The sequence below is a fragment of the Candidatus Villigracilis affinis genome (genome assembly GCF_016705895.1).
In the GTDB taxonomy this organism is placed as follows: domain Bacteria; phylum Chloroflexota; class Anaerolineae; order Anaerolineales; family Villigracilaceae; genus Villigracilis; species Villigracilis affinis.
Genome location: NZ_JADJKT010000037.1, coordinates 374,977 through 392,510 on the forward strand (window position 1 = coordinate 374,977; position 17,534 = coordinate 392,510).

Sequence of the window (17,534 nt, forward strand, 5' to 3'; positions counted from 1 at the left end):
AAAAAGACCACCGAGACAGGTGGTCTTTTTTGTTGCCTTGATATTATTTATTCGTAAGGCCCGAAGATGTCCTTCGGCAGGTCTGGCGAGCGGATCCACGAAAGCCAGCCTGTTTTTTTGCTGTATGACAGGGCGGGGGTATTTTCATACATAACCAGAGTCAGGCTCAGGCCGAGTCCGATTGCGCCAAGCCATTGGAGCAGAGTCAAGTTTTCGCCGAGCCAGATGTCGCTGAAGATGATCGCGATCAATAGTTCGGCAAGTCCCAATAAGGCGGTTTGCATTCCACCGATCTTCTTGACCCCGAGAAAGAGAGCGATGCGGGAGAAAACGGTTGCGAAGGTCAGTCCGATCACGGGTAGCCAGGGCACATTTTCTGCTGGCCATGCGCGGTCGAATATCAGATAAGCAGGAACAACCACGGCGCTCATAGAAAGAAGTGTGTAAAGCGCAACGGTTGGCGCAGGCACTTCGTAAAGCACGCGCTGGTTGATCGGCAGATGCATGGCATACAGGATGGCTGCACCGATCATCATTGTCACGCCGACAAGATCGATCTCCTGTTTTGGCGTGCTGGTGAGCAGCATGACTGCGATTGTTGCAAGGCTGATGCGAAATAGCGTAAGTCGGCTCGGGGGTTGGTGATCAAGAATCAACCATAACGCGACGAAGAATGGATAGAGTGAATATAGCAATTGACCCACATTGGCATGCAGTCTTTGCAGGGCGAGATAGTAGAGCAGGGAGCCGAGACCGTTGATCGTGCCCGCAAGCATACAACCGAACAGGCCAACGGGAAAAATATATAAATAACGGGGGGTAAACAAACTGATAGCCAGCAGAAGAATGCCAGCTGCAAAACCCGTACGAAGTGCCACGACTGCAAAAGGCGTGAAGCCTAATGTGATCGCCAGTTTTCCGAGGACAGGCGCCAAACCGAGAAATGCTGCTGAACTTAAAGCGGCCAGAACTCCAGCCGTTTGTTTTTTCTGCAAAGGTACCAGCCTATGGTCATTTGAGGGAATTACTTTATCAGTGTTTTAACTTCTTCGAGGAATTCATCGTTGAGGAAGTCGCCTTTTTGCATGAGGGATTGAATTTGCCCGCTGAGCCTGTTTTTCTCATCAGGGGTCAACTCTTTTGCGGTTGCAACGATTACTGGAATTGTTGCGGTTTCCTGCTTGGCGCGTAGCGCTTCGATCACGGTGAAGCCATCCATTTCAGGCATCATTAGGTCCAGGATGATCAGGTCCGGCAGTTCACGCTGGATCAGCTCGAGTCCTTCGCGGCCGTTGCTTGCTTCCAAAATCGTGAAATTGCCCTGCGATTGTAGTATGCGGCGAATGAGTCGGCGTGCTTCAGCGGTGTCTTCGACAATTGCGATCTTGGGGAAGCGCTCAGGGGCAACCTGTGTAAGGGCGGAAAGCAGGCCTTCCTGCGGAGTTTCCTTGCTTGTGGGGAGCTTCACGTCCCGTGACCAATTCTCACCGAGGATGATCGGTTCGGCGGGCATGGTATGCCCGGTGCAGTTCACAACAACGGTATCACTTGGTTTGATCACGCCAGCGCGGATCAGTTTGAAAAGACCGGCGAATGCCACCGCGGCGGCGGGTTCGGCGGAGATGCCTTCCATTTTGGCGAGCACATGCATGGCGCGATAGGCATCTTCATCGCTGACACTTTCAAATGCTCCATTCGTGCCGTTGACATACGCACGCAGGAATTCGTAGGCGCGACCCGGGATCGCCGCGGCTAGGAGTTTCGATGCGGGTTTTCGGAGACGTAACCGGCTCGGCTTTTTCCAGTCCCTTTTTCCAGCTATCCACCATTGGGGCGCAGCCTTCGGCTTGAATGGGCGCGAATGCGGGGATGCGGTTAACCCATCCCATATCCTTCATTTCGCGGAAACCCTTATAAACTCCAAGGGGTCCCATGCCGCCGCTGATGGCTTGCACGTACCAATCCGGTGTACGCCACGGGGCGGCCCCGTCCGTTCCTTGAATGGCCGTCAACTGTTCGGCGATCTCAAAGGCAATGGTTTTCATGGCTTCAATGGAGGTGATGGTGCGTGCGCCCATGTCCTGATACAAATGGCGTTGACGCGCAAACTCGGAAGCAACCTGTTTGCATTGGTCGTACGAACCGGTGATCTTGATTACCTGACTTCCATATAATGCAATCTCGCGCATTTTTGTGGCGGGCACAAGGCTTGTGACGAACGCCCATAATTTCATTCCAGCGCGGGATGCATATGCTGAATAAGAGATCGCAACATTGCCTGTGGATGCCGCCACCATTTCGGTAATTCCCGCCTCTTTCAACGCAGCAATCGTAACCGACGCCTGCCGGTCCTTGAATGAAGATGTCGGACCCTGACGCTCATCCTTGATGTAGATGTTGGGACATCCCAGCATCATGCCCAAATTAACTGCACGGATAAGCGGGGTGCCGCCTTCTCCGAGCGATAAGCTGACATTGGGATTTCGGACGGGCAGCAGCTCCCGATAACGCCAAAGATCAAAAGGACGCCCTGCCAGCTTGGCTGGCAGGGATTTTCCTATGAGCTCATAATCGTATTCAGCTTCGCGCCACTGGCTGTTACATTTTGGGCAGATGGTGGACGTGGGATAATACGGCGCGTTATGTCCGCAATCAAGACATTTTATGATAAATGACACGGTGATGAAAACTCCTATACGTTTTTCGTCTGGGCCTTCTCCAACGAACGTTGAATGGAGGTTAGCAACTCCGTTTCGCTAAAGGATCCTTTTGTGAGCAGGCGTTGACCAGATTCGTTTAATTGATTCTTTTGTTCTGCTGAAAGGTCCATACCGCTCACGACAATTACAGGAATATCGCGAAGTTTCGGGTTTGCCTGCATGTTTTCAAGTATCCTGAAACCGTCCATCTCTTCCATGAACAGATCAAGGATGATCGCATGCGGCGGGTTCCCGGATGAGATGATATCCCATCCCATGCGCCCGCCTTCGGCAAGGGTGGCTTTATATCGGCCGTCATTGGTCAGGAGTTTTCCGATCAGGCGCAGGTCATCGGGATCGTCGTCGATGACAAGTACTTCGCGGATTGAGCCGTCTGAGTTCAGACGGTCAAGCGCATTGACCAAATCATCCTCAAGGATCGGCTTTACAAGATAATCTGTTGCGCCGAGATTGAAACCTTTCTCCAGTTCCTCAATGATACTACAGACAATGACCGGAATGTGGCGCGTGTCCGGGTCGCCTTTCAATTTGTCCAGAACCTGCCAGCCGTCAATGCCGGGCATCATGATGTCCAGCGTGATGGCGAATGGCTTGATCTGTTTTGCGCGTTCCACTGCCAACGATGGGTCGGAAAGCGGAATCACCTGATAGCCTTGAGGCTGCAAATATCTTTCATATAGGCCGATCACCTGTGGATCATCGTCAATTGTGAGGATGGTCTTTTGACCGCCTGCGGTATCGTCGTCTTTTTCCTTGCGATAGAGAGGCAGGGTGAAATGGAATGTGCTTCCTCTGCCGACTTCACTATCGATCCAGATGCGGCCGCCGTGCATGTTGATAATGTGCTGACAGATGGAAAGACCAAGTCCCGTTCCGCCTGTCTTACGTGTCGGCGAATCGTCGACTTGGGATAAGGGTTGAAATAGCTTTGTCTGGTCTTGTTTGGAAATACCAGGGCCGGTGTCAGTTACGCTCACTCTCAACTCATGGCGTGTGCTGCCCTGGGGCTGGAGGCCAACTTCTACGAGAATATCGCCTTCGTCGGTGAATTTGGCAGCATTGGAGAGCAGGTTAATCATAACCTGTCGGATACGGATCGCATCGGCGCGTACCGTGGGCAGGTTGGGCTCGATCACGCGTTTCATCTGGATCGGTTTGTCCTTGATCAAGCCGCTCATGGTGGAGAGAACACTGGCAGTGATATCGACAATGTTCACTTCGTCAAAGGCCAGTTCCATCTTGCCTGCTTCGATCTTCGAAAGGTCAAGGATGTCGTTAATCAGGCCAAGCAGATGCTGGCCGGAGTTATAGATGGCTGTCAGATCCTGTTGTTGCAGTTCCGTCACAGGACCGTCAATGCCTTTAATGATCACGCGCGAGAAGCCGATGATCGAATTGAGAGGCGTGCGCAATTCATGGCTCATATTCGCAAGGAATTGACTCTTGAGGCGGTCGATCTCGCGCATTTCCATAACGGCTTGCTGCGAGAGTTCGAAGGAGCGGGCGTTGTCGATGGCTACGGCCACCTGATCAGCAACTGTTTGGAGTACGGAAATTTCGTCGTCGGAAAATGCGCCCGCAGACTTGGATTGAACGTCGATCGCACCGATCACGCGATTACCGATACGCAACGGGATGGCGGCTTCTGCCAAAGTATCGGGCAAAAGCGGATTGTATTTGTGAGACGAGTCGACTCTGACGTCGTTCACGACGACAGCCTTTCCGTCCAGTGTCACTTTGCCTACGATGGATTTTTCGTTCACAGGCAGAGAGTGCTTGTTCCTTTTCATCTCCGCACCAGCCGCACCTGTTGATTCGCGCAACAATGCGTTGAACCCTGTCTCTTCCACGATGAAAATACTTGCGTGGTAGAAACTAAATCGTTCATTGATCAGGTTCACGGTTCGGGCGAAGATCGTGTTCAAATCCAATGTGGATGTAACGATCTTACCGATCTCAGATGAAGCTGCAAGGTATTCATTGCGGCGGCGGATGGATTCTTCAGCAACTTTGCGCTCTGTGACATCGGAATGCGAACCTGCCATACGAATCGCAACGCCATTCGCGTCGCGCAGGGCTTTTCCGCGGTCTCGGATCCAGCGCCACATACCATCTTTGTGCCTGAGCCTGATCTCGACGTCGTACGATTCGGCCTTCCCCGACAGATAGTCGTTCAGGGCTGTGATCGCGCGCTCATGGTCATCCGGGTGGATGAGATTTTCCCAATCTTCGAAGCCTTTGGTGAGTTCGTGCACTTCGTACCCGAGCATGGATTTCCAGCGCGGTGAATAATAAATTTCGTTGTTGGCGATATTCCAATCCCACAGGCCGTCATTGGCGCCCTCTGCCGCCAGGGCGTATTGTTCCTGACTCTTGCGCAGTTCCTCTTCTGATTTCTTGCGCTCGGTAATGTCTCGTGCCACCCAGAAGACGTTATTGTCATCAAGTTTTGAAAGGCTGGCAAGGAACCAGTATGTTTCGTTTTCGACCTGAAGGTCATATTCGATCTGACTGGTTTCACCGCTGTCAAGCGTTTTTGTGATGGCTTCCAGAAAACGATCGGCTGTTTCTTTTTTGGCATAACTTCATGCATCAGATGACCAAGTAATTCCTCGGGCGGTTTGATCAGCCGCGATGGATTTGTAGGAGCGATACCGGACATATCGACCCTCACGGTCGTATACCAAAACCACATCTTCCATGGATGAGAACAAGGCGCGAAGATCTGCTTCAGATTTGGCGAGGGCTTCCTCGGATTTCTTGCGCTCACTGATGTCTTGATGCACGGCCAGGAAGCCGAGCACCTTTCCATTATCATCAAGAATCGGGCTATTCGTCCCTGCGATCGAGATGATACGGCCGTCCTTGGTCTTGTTGATGATTTCGCCAGAGATCGTGCCACCGTTCAACAGGGTTCCCCAGAAATTTTTGTATTGATCATCCGGAATGATCCCGGATTTCAGAATGCGCGGCGTTTTACCAATCGCTTCTTCGTTTTTATATCCGTATACCTTTTCAAAACCTGGATTTGTGTATTGAATGACGCCGTTTGGGTCGGTAATAAACACTGCATTGTCTGTTCTGTCGATACCAAGTTTAAATTTTTGAGTTTCAAGGAACAGGCGCGTATTTTCAATGGCGACCGCAGCCTGTTGGGCGATGGTTATCAAGATGTCGCGTTGATGTACGGTGTAGATGTTTTCTTCGTTAGGGTCCTGCACTACGATTGCGCCGAGCACACGGTTACCAATGGATAGTGGCACACCCATCCAGCTTTTGGCCGAAGTGGGATTTCCGATGATGGTAACGTTAATGCCCAGTTCCCGTGAGCGTTCATTCACCTGATTAGGCAGAAACAGGGTTTGGTTCGTGCGCATGACGTAATCTGTCAGGCCGTTGCCGTTGGCTTTACGTGATGGCACTTCCACTCTTTCACCATCATCAATTACGAGCGGGAAGCTGACTTCCAGTTGTTTTTCGTCGAGCAAGCACAGGAAGAAGGAGCTTGTTCGCATTAATTGGCTTGTGTACTTGAAAACGGAATCGGAGATATTGGTGATACCGGAAAGTGTGGAAAGCTCACCGCTAAGGCCGTTGAGTACGGCGAGTTCTTCATTCCTTTGTTTTGCGTCGTTGAATAACTGGGCGTTTTGAATACCGATGGATATCTGATTGGCTATGTTTTCCAACAGGGCCACATCGTCCTGTTTGTAGGCGAAGTAATCATAGTTTTGGATCGAGAGGCAGCCCATTGTCTTTGCGCCGGACCGAAGCGGCAAAAATAGCATGGTTCCATAATTCTTGTTTTTGTTGCCGAATGATTCTCCGTTAACCGATCTTTGTGCAATGTCTTCCGGTTTGACGGTCTCGAATATTAGTTTGCCAGATGTGATGACTTTTCCAGTGAAGTTATCTGGATTTAATAGCTCGCTGGATTCTTCAAAGGATTTTCCCTCGTCGATGACGATGGGATATGAAATCAGATTCGATGCTTCATCGTAAAGTGCGACGAAGAACGCATCCAGTGGGATGAGTTTGACGATTTGTTCGTAAGCTGTAGTGAGAACGTTCTTGAGCTCGATCTGCTCGGAAATTGCCTGAACGATCTCATTCAAGGTGGCCAGTTCGCTGGCTCTTTTCTGTGTTTCCTGGAAGAGTTGCGCGTTTTCAAGCGCCAGTGATAGTTGATCGGTTACCTGCTTGACCAGCAACTCTTCATCAGGCGACCATTGGCGTTGGTTTGTTTCATCCGTGATGCGCAGTGTGGCCCAGTCTTGATAGCCAGTTTGGATGTTGATCGCGTATGTGGATGCGATGTTTTCCTGCTCTTGCGTAATGACGGGTTCCGGGGGAATTAACGCAGACGTGTGAATACGAGCCTGCCTCGGGGAGGGGATCGTATCAATTTTTTTCGAAGCAGGTTTCGGGTCCGGTTTTGATGCGGAGGCGGGAGTTGTCGTCGGAGGTGTTGATTCCTGTCCATCCTTCGAAACCTGTTGCGACCTGGAGGCACTCTCTTCCAGGTTGATGTCTTTGAAGAGCTTATTAAGCCGCTTGTCTATTTTCGGTTTCTTTGGCATATTCAATCAACTCCTGGGCGAGCACGCGATATTGAATGGAGCCGCGTGCTCCTGGCCTATAGCGTGAGATAGGCAGACCGGCAATCGGGCTTTCGCGCAATTTTGTATCGGTTTCGATCACTGTGCTAAAGACGCCTTCGCCAAATGTGGAACGAAGCTGGTCGTGAATATTGCGATGTGTGCGGTTGCGTTTATCCAGCATGGTGACGAGGACACGATAGGCAAGGTTGGGATTCTCTCCTTCGCGGATGCGTCGGATGAGGGTCATCATATTCCGAAGTGCATAGGCGGAGAAGTACTCGGCTTGTGTGGGGATGATGAGAAGGTCTGATGCAATGAGGGCATTTTGTGTTATGGCACCGAGGGCAGGCGGACAATCGAAGAGAATATAGTCGTAATGCAGATTTGGAGCACTGGCGATGGCACGCTGGAGAATGGTGGTGTAGCTTGTGCGCACGGGCAGAAACTGCTCGGCAGTTTCAATGCGCGAGTTGGATGGGATAAGGTCGAGATTTTCAACTTCAGTTTTTCGCAATGCGCTTAGCAAGGGCGCATTGTCCAGCATGACTTCGCTGGATGTGATCTCTGATTCACCCGGCTCAAGGCCGAGCGCGAGTGTGAGGTTGGCCTGTGCGTCGAGGTCAATGAGCAGAACACGGTTTCCCATATCCACGAGAGCGGCACCAAGGGAGATCGTGGTTGTGGTTTTTGCCACCCCACCTTTTTCATTCGAGATTGCGATTTTTTTAATCATGATTTTCATCCAGTCTATTTATCCGGCGGCGGGGCATTTTTTCTTGGGACAATCTCAACACGGGAGGCTCCCAGCACACGCTGTAATTCCTGAACCGCGGTTTTTATCATTTCCTGTGGATCGTTCGTGCCGCGGATCTTGGTGGTGATATCTGTTACGAGGCGTTCACGTGAGGCGCGTGAGGATGTTTCTTCGAAGAGGCGGGCATTGTCCAAGGCCAGACCAAGGCGTTCGGCGACCGCATTTACGATATTGATCTCATCCTTGCTCCAGGTGCGATCTTCCTTGCTCGGGCGGATGTGAACGGTACCGATCACCTGGTCACGCAATTGAATGGGGATCGCCAGCGTATTTTCGCCATCCTGAGTTTTGGCGTCAACTTCAGCGGCTTTGTTACCAGTGACCAGTTGGCCGCCTGTAAGGGTTTGATAATACCCGAAAATTTCAGATGCAGATTTGCTTTGCCATGCGCCAGCAAGGTAATCGCGGAAAACAGATTGAGACTCTGCAAGAGCGTTTCTGGTTTCTTCAAGCAGGCGAACGTTGTCGATCGCAATGGCAATTTGGTCGGCCAGGAGACCGAGGATCGATACGTCGGTTTGAGTAAATGCATTTGGAACAGTGCTTTGCACGTCCAATGCTCCGATGATCGCGCCACGAGCATTAAGCGGCAGAGCCATTTCTGAATGGGTTTCTGGAAGGTCAGGATTGTTAAAGAAAGCAGCATCCGCCCCCGTATCCAATGCGATGCGGGGGATGCCTGTGGCGGTCACGTTTCCGACGATGCCGACCTGACCAACTTCAAGCCTGTGTTGACGTCTCAACATGATCTGTCCACCCGGGCTATTGGCTGCGCGAAGGACGGCAAAATTCCTATTTTCGCTTAACAGGAAAATGCCAACATGATAAAAGCCGAACCTTTCACTTACGGTCTGAGTGATCAAAGTCAGGAGCTTTTCAAGGTCTTTTTCAGTTGAGATGTAGCCTGATATTTCCGCAATGGTTTGCAGTTCGCTTGCACGTTTTTCACTTTGCTTTGTGATTTTTTCCAGATCGGTGGTGCGTTGTTCCAGTTCTCGAGTGCGCTGTTCCACACGCTGTTCAAGACCAGAAACAAGATCGCGTATTTGCGAAGACATCTTGTTGACAGTGTTTGCAAGAATTCCGATCTCATCTCTTGTGTTTACCACCGCTTTTTGTGTAAAATCTCCAGCCGAGATATTTTCAGCGACTCTGGTCAACTGCAGGAGCGGATTTGTGAATATGTTGGAGATGACCACAGCGCTTAACGCAGCCAGGAATGTGATGATTACACTGATGAGAACGGCGTTGCGAGTTTGGTCAAGTGTAATATTTGAGATCGTGCTAATCGGTTGACCGCAACCACTATCCAATTTGAGTTTGATATTCTTATTGCGGAAGTTTCTGCTGTTTCATTGTCATTTTCAGCAGATGGGGCCTGAAATGCAGAGATGTTGTCTATATTGCTTAATCGCTCGACGATTTCAGGCTGGGGAATGCTGATCGATTGCAAATCCTCCGGGCTTAATAATCCCTGTGCTTGTAGAGACATCAGCCGTGGATCGTCCGTGTTTAGGTAGGTCTTGTAATCGAGCGTTAAGGAGGTCGAGTGGGCAAGTATGAAAAAGTTAGTTTCATCTATTAGATATGCGTATTCATTGATGGCGACGGCCGGTCGTGCTCTTAGCATGGCATCCATAACCGCCTGGAGGATCTTTGCATTATAGGTGACGACAACCATGCCCAGCATTTCGTTGGATTTGGAGGTGATGGGTGATGCAAAATAGATGACCTGATCATTGCGGTCATTTGTCAAGGTCAGGCCAGACGCATATGGCTTGTTATTTGTAACAACATATGAGAAGAATGGCTGTGTAGAAAAATTAACGCCGACATTGGCTGGATTTGTGTCCAGTAAATTAATTCCGTTCTGGCTGACTAGGGCATAGGAACGAATATTTGTTGGGCTTTTATCCTTCAACGCATTTAGTGTGTCTGTTACAACAGTCTCAGCCTGTGAGCCTGTTCTTTCAGCAGGTGGGAGGCCTAAATATTCGATAACTTCCGGGGCGTGTGCGATTTCGCCCGATATCTTGTGCTGCGAGTCTGTGAATTCTTGAAATGCATCGCTTGTTGAAAGCGAACTTTCCAATATTTTTTCCTTGATCTGGTCGCTCAGGATATTTCTGGTTGTTGTATAGGATTGCCAGCCGAGGATGATCAACGGTAATGTTGTTAGAAGCAAGAATCCGAAGATTAGCTTGATACGCAGGGGAAAGTCCCTAAATTGTGTGGCGATAACTACAAGATAGACAACACCCAGAATCGCGGCAATGATGTTTGCTGTTTGTGGAGAGGATGAGGTGGGAACTCCGACCGTATACTGATCTATGATAATGGTCGCTGCTGTAACGAGTGAGGAAACCATAATAGCAACCCCGGCCCACCTTCGACTCAGGGTATAGAAGGCTATTCCAGAGACAATAATGATATTGGTAATCCCAGTGGAGACCGCCTGACCTTTTGTGATGAATACACGACTTGCTGCAACCAGGATTAAGATGGAAATGAGCAGCCCAATTCCCAATTCGCTTTTGTTGCGACGGCTTAGCCATGCGCTGATGAGCGCCCCAAGGATGCTTGCAATTAAGCCAGCAAGACTAATGATATCCAATGAGGAAGAACGGCTGAAAACCAAAGCTGCGATCAGGTTTAAAGTAAGCAATCCGGCAGTTATAACGCTGATGCTAAACGCATTGCGTTCCTGCTTTTGCCTGTCTATTGGGTGGTTGTTGACATTATTCTCTTGCATCATGCTGGCCTCTAATGGTCTGCTTGCTGATTATCCTGCTCTTTATTTTTGCTGACTGTAATTCGATAAAGATATCAGCATTATCCAGTAGCTGGCTTAATTCTGCTGCAGTTGTGCGGAGAATGTTTTCCATACGGACTGAAGTGCCGATCTTTGAAGAAATATCGGCAATGATGCGCTCTTGTTCCGCGCGGCGGGTTGTTTCCTCGAACAGTCTGGCATTTTCAGCAGATAAGGCCACCCGCTCGGCGACCGCCTTGATCAAGTCGGTTTGATCGGCAGTAAGGTGTTCATGTTTTGGAATTTGAACCGAAAGGTTCCCGATGGTTTCGCCGCGCAGACTAATAGGTACTTTGACCGTTCTTTTCTCGGAGGCATCTTCCTGCGAAAAGCTCGAGTCATCTTCTGCAAGCGGGCTGGAACCAATGATCGAATATCGGAAGCCTCTCAGCTTCTCTTCCTTGGGGAGGCGGCTCCATGTTTCGCGGATATATTGGCGTTGAATTGCGTTGGATTCCGCAAGCATTTTTCGGTCTGGTCGAACAGGCGGGCATTTTGAATTGCGAGACTGACCTGGTCAGCCAGCGCCGACAGGGCTTCAAAATCGTCGTCTGTAAATGCACCAGCCTCGGTGCTCTGGATGTCCAGGGCGCCGATGATCTTGTCACCTGTTTTGAGCGGGAGTGCCATTTCAGAGTGGGTATCTGGCAGATCAGGGTTGTCGAAGAAATTGGCATCTTCTCCAACGTCCAATGCGATGCGTGGATTACCTGTTTGCGTAACGTACCCCACGATGCCTTGTTCACCGATCTTTAACTGGTGGCTGCGGCGCAACATTCTCCGTCCGCCTTCGCTGTTGGCTGCGCTTAACACCGCCATATGGTTTGCGGGGTCGTTTAGGAAAATACCCACATGATAGAAGTCGAATTGCTCACTGATTACTCTGGAGATTTGGGGGAGCAATTCCTGTAAATTATGTGTGGCACTGATCGCGCGAGCCACTTTTGTAATGGCCTCGAATTGCTTTGCGCGTGTATCAGATTGCTGTTTTTCTTTTTCAAGCTCGGCAGTGCGTTCTGAAACACGAGTTTCAAGATTTGACACCATTCCTTGCAACTGGCTTGTCATCGAGTTGAACACCTGAGCCAGTGTGCCAATTTCATCGTTTGTCTGGATATTAACGCGGGCTGTTAGCCTGCCTGCTGCCACATCTTGTGCTGCTGTTGCAAGGTTTCCAAGCGGAGAGGTGATCGTATTGCTTAGTAAAGCCATGATGAAAACAGCGGCGATGATTGTCAATAATAGAAGGGATAATGAGGTATAGGTCGATTCGAAAATCGGCTTTGTGATGGTATCGATTGAGACAAACGTTCCGATGTACCAGCGTGGTGCGTCTTCATTTGGCATTGTCACAGGGGCGTAGATGATGAGGTAACCGTTCGATTCCAGACTCCCGGCGTTACCACTGGTTAGATTGGTTAGCAAGTCAGGGAAGTCGCTGCCGACGGTCATACTGGTGTTCAGGTCTCTGCCCCAGCGCTTGGAATCTTCCGGGTGAAATAAATAGTATCCATCTATGTCCACAAGAAAAGTATCTGCTCCTGATGCGGATAGTATGCCAAGGAATTTTTCAGCATAAATATTCGTGAGAATGACACCCTTCTTTTGTGTGTTGATCACCAATGGCGCGCCAAACTCAATAACAGGCTCGTGCGGGGTGATGATCTGACCACCTTCTGTCGTCAGACTGATCGGGGACTCGAATAAGCCTCCGGCCGGCAACAGGCTTGTTTGAGTAAAGTAGTTTAAGTCTTTTGCGGGATCAAGTTCCTCGCGTTTGCGCAATTCCAGCTGCGGTACGATCGAGGACACTCCATTCAGGTCGGTTTCTATTCTAATGATTTCGTTGCCGTCATTGTTTAGAAAACGAACTTCCTGGTAAATTCCGCGACTTTCGGTGAATCGGCGGAATTCGCGTTCCATAATAGTTCGCGCCCTGACCACGATGTTAGGATCAGCAATATCGTCGATCGTTTTTACGTAGCTATGGATAACTTCGGCTTCGCCAAGGAAGACTACATCCTGCCTGGCTGCTTCGAGAAAATCGACGATCGCTGCACGTTTTACGATCAGGTCATTTTCAAGGTTTGTAGCGGTTTGAGTGCGTTGAAGCCTGTAACTCTGGATGGCGTTAAAGCCACCGGTGACCAGTAATGAGGTTACAAGCATGGTAACGAAAACAAGGATTAATTTTGTCTGGATGTTGAATGTCTTGAATTGACGCCAGATAAGAACGATAAAGATCGCCGTTTCCAGGACGGCAAGGATGCCAACTGTAATGACCAGTATGCTGGGGATGGGAATGCGAAATGAAAATGGCAGGGAGCCGAGCAGGATGATAAGAGCGCCGCCAAGGGCGCTGACCGGAATCGCCCTGCGCGCGATCTTTGAATCCAGGGTTTGGCTGATAATCAGGGATGAAACCAGCATGCAGAATAGGCCGACGAGGGTTCCTATCCCCTCAAAGAGGATGGGGAGAATGGCAATGGTCAGGATTATCGAACCTGAAACCAGGAAGACGCCGGGGACTATATTTTTTTTCTGGATCTGCCTTAGACCGATGTATGTAAGAAATAGATATAGTATATTGCTGCCATATAGTGCAAATAAATGCCAGCTTTTTAGAGAGATGGCGATATAGAGAACAGTAAAGGAGATCATCGTTCCTGTAACAAGGAACGCGGCTGCAACAGTCAGGGCGATGCGCTGACGCTGCTCCTTATCTGTGTCTTGGAAAATCGGGGTTTCAGAATAAGTGGTAGCCATGATTATTGTTCCACATTCCCATTCTTTTGTTCGAATTCGATCGTTACTTCTGATCCTGGGATTGCATGGCCCAACTCCTCCACTGCAGTTTGTAATACGTTCTTCAAATTGATGGACGCGCCGATCTTGCCGGTGACTTCGCTGATCGTTTGTTCCTTGATAACCTGGCGCTGCGACTCCTGAATGAGGCGCGCGTTCTCGAGCGCAAGTGACAGGCGTTCTGAGATGGCTTCTGCCAGATTAACTTCATTTTTTGACCAAAGACGATTAGTAGTCGGAGCTTTGATGTTCATCGTCCCAATGATCTGTCCGCGCAGTTTGATGGGGACGACGATGGTTGCATCGTGTCGATCTTTATCGGCGTTGAGCACCAAAACCTCGCCGCGATTGATCGCCTCGCGGATCTCGTCTGTTTCAATCGGTTTGGATATTTTTTTGCCGCTCATCAAACTCTGATGGTATCCGATGGTTTCTTCTTCGCGGCTGAAGGCTTTCCAGCTCCCCTGCAAGTTTTGACGATATTGTGCCTGTGCCTCGGCCAAAGCATGTTGTGTCTGTGTGAATAGCCGTGCGTTTTCGAGAGCAATCGCAATCTGGTCAGCCAAAATGCTAAGTGTGCTTGCGTCATATTCGGTAAATGCACCTGGTTTTTCGCTTTGTACATCAAGTACGCCCATGATACGGTTGCGGACTTTGAGAGGCAGAGCCATTTCGGAGCGGGTGCTTGGAAGGTCGGGATTGTTGAAGAAAACCGCATCCTGCCCAACGTCAAGAGAGATGCGGGGTGTTCCAAATTTTGCAACATAGCCGACAATGCCGCTTCCACCGACCTCGAGCCTGTGTTCGCGCGCGAGCATTTTTTGTCCACCTTCGCTGCTTGCGGCTTGTAGAACGGCAAATTGATTTGTATCGTTCAGAAGGAAGATTCCTGTGTGATAAAAGCCGAAGCGTTCACTTACGAGTCTGGAGATCAGCGGAAGCAGCTTTTCTAGCGCCTGCTCTCCGGTAATGACCTTCGAGATCTCGCCAATGGCTTGAAGTTCGCCTGCGCGTTTTTCGCTCTGACGCCGCGCGATTTCAAGGTCAGTAGTTCGCTCAACCACGCGAATTTCAAGGTTTTTGAAGGTTTGATTCAATTCATCTGTCATGCGGTTGAACGACGACGCAAGCAGACCGATCTCGTCTTCGGTACTGGCTTCGGCACGTGCGGTACGGTCGCCTACTGCAATTTTCTCAGCCGTTCTTGCAAGCGTGATAAGCGGTGCGGTGAGGACTTGTGAAGCGAGAAAGCCTGCTCCGATGCTTAGAATGATCAAAATAAGAGAAATGAGGATCGTTATTCTGTTTTGTTCTTCGACAGGGGCAAGATAATTGGCCTTGGATTGGCGAACCACTGCAACCCATGGTTGTGTTTGGAGGAAGATGCCTGTGTTGGTGGAAGGGCCAAGAGATTGTGATGTGGCGTCGAAGAATGGCTGTTGCTGCAGATTGTCGATGCCCTCCACTATTGAGTTGTCTGTTTCCGACAATACATTTTCCCTTGTGCCAGCAGGCAGGCGGCCTTCGATTTGCAGGATCGAGAGTTCCGGGTCTGTAAAGTTCTTGTACGACTTGAACAATTCATCACGGTCGCCGGTGTAGGCCACGCGCAGATAGGTGTTTGTGTCGATGAGCGAAAGTGTTGTGCCAGGATTAAGCGGGTCAACAGAACGAATAATCGCCTGAATTATTTTTGCGTGATACTCAACCCGTAAAACGCCAATAATATTTCCGCTTTGAGATTTTATAGGCGCAGAAAAGTAAATATTTTCACGGTCATCCTGGAAAAGGATATTGGATACAAAGGGCAATCCGGTTTGCATGGGGCGGAGAAAATAAATGCGGTCGGCTTCGCTTCGACCTTTGTACTCTTCGAAGGTGTCAAGGAGGTTGAGACCATCTACATCAAGAATGGCGATCGAATGGATGAAGACTGGGTCTTTGCGGGTCAGGGACAGTAGTGCGAGCCGCGCATTTGTTTCCTTCACGCTATCGGCTCGTGCTGGAACGGGTAATCTCAGGTATTCAAGGAATGCCAGTTGTTTCGCGTCTGCGTGCACGCTGTCGATCTGATTTGTTATGAAGTTATCTACACTGCTTGCTTCGATCTTTGCGATGTTTGTAAGCTGGATTCTGCTTTGATTTTGTAACACCTGTGCAGATGACCGGCTGTAAAAGTATCCCAGAGTGATCAACGGAATGCCTGCGATGAATATGAAGGCTATGATGATCTTAGCCCGCAGTCCGTATGTGTTGAAACGCCTGAGAATGAAGAAAACATATACAGCCGACATGATCACTGCAATGGCGTTCGTGTAACGGGGGTCGGTCGGCAGACTGGAGCCAGGGAAATACAGATCAGTCAGGACGATGATCAGTGAAATAACAAATGCGCCGCCAATCGCGCGCGTTGCCCACAGGGACGAGAGCGTGGCAGAAGAAATACCCGCCACTAGAACAAGAACCATAACACCGAGTGAAAGTCCCTGTCCGTGTGCAAAAATCGGCAGGCTTAGACTCGCCAATAAGATGGTTGAAATTAAGACGCCGATCCCCAAAGTGATACGATCGCGAATGATCATAAGAACGCTGCCGTATGCCGCCAGTGCCACCGCTATTGCAGGAATGATGCCCCATAGGCCATCCATTCCATTTTCAGAATAGGCTGCGGGAATAAGATAAGCCAAGACGAGCGTAAGCAAAATGCCAGTGACAAGACTGATCACAAGCGCATTTTGTTTGCGTCTCTTTTCTGATTGCTTAGGCTGGCTGGTCGGGTTGTTCATATATAAAGGCTCTCTTATCGGCTAAGGCAGAAATTCCGGGTCGAGCAATTCAAGCGGATCGATCATTTGGGTGATCGTGCCAATGGAAATGAGGTAATCGGAGGTCGTTTTTGTGATGGAGTAAATCGAGTTTGCATCCTGAAGATCGAAGATGGCTCTATTATCCTCCAATGTGAGGATTTTTAAATTGTCATCAGGTTGCACTTCGTTGACAGTTACACCAAGATATTTGGCGGCGATGGCGCGGGTTTCTTCGGGGTTTTGCAGGCGATACTCCACGGCTTCGAACCAGGCTTTGAGAAATGCGCGGACATCATTAGGTCTTTGGTCCACAACGGCTTTGTGGAATACGATCAGATCCGGGAATAGGTGTAATTGCTCGGAAGGATATATAACCCGGTAACCTTTTGAGAGTGCTTCTGATAAATATGGCTCCCAAATATAGACCGCCTGTACTTGATTACTCTCAAGCGCCGCCAGACCGTCTTCAGGATATATGGAAACCATGTTAATGTCCGCGGTGTCCATATTGGCGCTTCGTAACATTTCGGTGACCATCAACTCGTATTGCGAGCCGATCTGGGTTCCGACGGTTGCACCCCTAAGGTTTTCCACTGAGGTGATTTCCGGCCTGGCGACCATGGCATCATCACCGCCGTTGTCATGCACAGCAACCACCTTCATTGGCGCGATACGGGTAATGTTAATCGTATCTCCAACAGCAATGAGACCGGCGTCTATCTGTCCTGCTGCAAGGTCTGGGTAGGTATCGGAGAAAATCTCGTAATACACAGGCTCTACTTCCACACCATATTTTTCAAAAAAGCCCTTTTCTTTGGCTACCAATAGCGTATAGTCGCCCCACCAGTTTGTAAATTCCACGCGGAGCGGGGGGAGTGGTGTGGCCGCCTGGGGTGTGGCGCAGGCATACAGAACAACTGTGGCAATCAAAATAAGCAGAGATCGAGTGAAAAATTTTTGTTTCATCTAAGTGTT

At 49.7% G+C, this 17,534-nt stretch carries 12 protein-coding genes; all 12 read right to left on the reverse strand.

The genetic code is table 11. The annotated features are described in order from the left end of the window. Positions 1-47 precede the first annotated feature (47 nt). The 12 genes from IPI86_RS20420 to IPI86_RS20475 all read right to left on the reverse strand — a co-directional run bounded on the left by IPI86_RS20420 (position 48) and on the right by IPI86_RS20475 (position 17,525). Positions 48-995 (reverse strand): DMT family transporter, encoded by a 948-nt coding sequence (locus tag IPI86_RS20420; protein WP_345299860.1) that lies wholly within the window; start codon positions 993-995, stop codon positions 48-50. Between the two features lie 29 nt (positions 996-1,024). Continuing rightward, positions 1,025-1,744, reverse strand: coding sequence for a pyridoxal-phosphate dependent enzyme (locus IPI86_RS20425; protein ID WP_345299930.1), 720 nt, complete (start codon positions 1,742-1,744; stop codon positions 1,025-1,027). Next, positions 1,683-2,678, reverse strand: coding sequence for a pyridoxal-phosphate dependent enzyme (locus tag IPI86_RS20430; protein ID WP_345299861.1), 996 nt, complete (start codon positions 2,676-2,678; stop codon positions 1,683-1,685). The genes IPI86_RS20425 and IPI86_RS20430 overlap by 62 nt, the downstream gene beginning before the upstream one ends. A gap of 14 nt (positions 2,679-2,692) precedes the next feature. Then, positions 2,693-5,143: a response regulator gene (locus IPI86_RS20435; protein ID WP_345299862.1), complete on the reverse strand. Its 2,451-nt coding sequence runs from the start codon at positions 5,141-5,143 to the stop codon at positions 2,693-2,695. Between the two features lie 162 nt (positions 5,144-5,305). After that, on the reverse strand, positions 5,306-7,300 hold the full coding sequence (locus IPI86_RS20440) for a GAF domain-containing protein (protein WP_345299863.1): 1,995 nt from the start codon (positions 7,298-7,300) through the stop codon (positions 5,306-5,308). Further along, positions 7,266-8,054 (reverse strand): ParA family protein, encoded by a 789-nt coding sequence (locus IPI86_RS20445; RefSeq protein WP_345299864.1) that lies wholly within the window; start codon positions 8,052-8,054, stop codon positions 7,266-7,268. Before IPI86_RS20445 ends, IPI86_RS20440 begins: the two co-directional genes overlap by 35 nt. A 14-nt stretch (positions 8,055-8,068) precedes the next feature. After that, positions 8,069-9,448 carry a GAF domain-containing protein gene (locus tag IPI86_RS20450; RefSeq protein ID WP_345299865.1) on the reverse strand — a complete coding sequence of 460 codons (1,380 nt, stop codon included), beginning with the start codon at positions 9,446-9,448 and terminating at the stop codon, positions 8,069-8,071. Next, positions 9,364-10,890 (reverse strand): cache domain-containing protein, encoded by a 1,527-nt coding sequence (locus tag IPI86_RS20455; RefSeq protein ID WP_345299866.1) that lies wholly within the window; start codon positions 10,888-10,890, stop codon positions 9,364-9,366. The genes IPI86_RS20450 and IPI86_RS20455 overlap by 85 nt, the downstream gene beginning before the upstream one ends. Continuing rightward, positions 10,874-11,413 (reverse strand): GAF domain-containing protein, encoded by a 540-nt coding sequence (locus tag IPI86_RS20460; protein ID WP_345299867.1) that lies wholly within the window; start codon positions 11,411-11,413, stop codon positions 10,874-10,876. Before IPI86_RS20460 ends, IPI86_RS20455 begins: the two co-directional genes overlap by 17 nt. After that, positions 11,335-13,713, reverse strand: coding sequence for a GAF domain-containing protein (locus IPI86_RS20465; protein ID WP_345299868.1), 2,379 nt, complete (start codon positions 13,711-13,713; stop codon positions 11,335-11,337). The genes IPI86_RS20460 and IPI86_RS20465 overlap by 79 nt, the downstream gene beginning before the upstream one ends. A gap of 2 nt (positions 13,714-13,715) precedes the next feature. Then, a complete protein-coding gene (locus IPI86_RS20470; protein ID WP_345299869.1) occupies positions 13,716-16,538 on the reverse strand; it encodes a GAF domain-containing protein in 2,823 nt (940 codons plus the stop codon). A 21-nt stretch (positions 16,539-16,559) separates the two neighbouring features. Further along, positions 16,560-17,525, reverse strand: coding sequence for an ABC transporter substrate-binding protein (locus IPI86_RS20475; RefSeq protein WP_345299870.1), 966 nt, complete (start codon positions 17,523-17,525; stop codon positions 16,560-16,562). Positions 17,526-17,534 lie beyond the last annotated feature (9 nt).

Excerpts from the sequence above, each read along its gene's own strand:
- IPI86_RS20470 (WP_345299869.1), bottom strand. The coding sequence starts at position 16,538 with ATGAACAACCCGACCAGCCAGCCTAAGCAATCAGAAAAGAGACGCAAA.
- IPI86_RS20475 (WP_345299870.1), bottom strand. The coding sequence starts at position 17,525 with ATGAAACAAAAATTTTTCACTCGATCTCTGCTTATTTTGATTGCCACA.
- IPI86_RS20460 (WP_345299867.1), bottom strand. The coding sequence starts at position 11,413 with ATGCTTGCGGAATCCAACGCAATTCAACGCCAATATATCCGCGAAACA.
- IPI86_RS20445 (WP_345299864.1), bottom strand. The coding sequence starts at position 8,054 with ATGATTAAAAAAATCGCAATCTCGAATGAAAAAGGTGGGGTGGCAAAA.
- IPI86_RS20440 (WP_345299863.1), bottom strand. The coding sequence starts at position 7,300 with ATGCCAAAGAAACCGAAAATAGACAAGCGGCTTAATAAGCTCTTCAAA.
- IPI86_RS20455 (WP_345299866.1), bottom strand. The coding sequence starts at position 10,890 with ATGATGCAAGAGAATAATGTCAACAACCACCCAATAGACAGGCAAAAG.
- IPI86_RS20465 (WP_345299868.1), bottom strand. The coding sequence starts at position 13,713 with ATGGCTACCACTTATTCTGAAACCCCGATTTTCCAAGACACAGATAAG.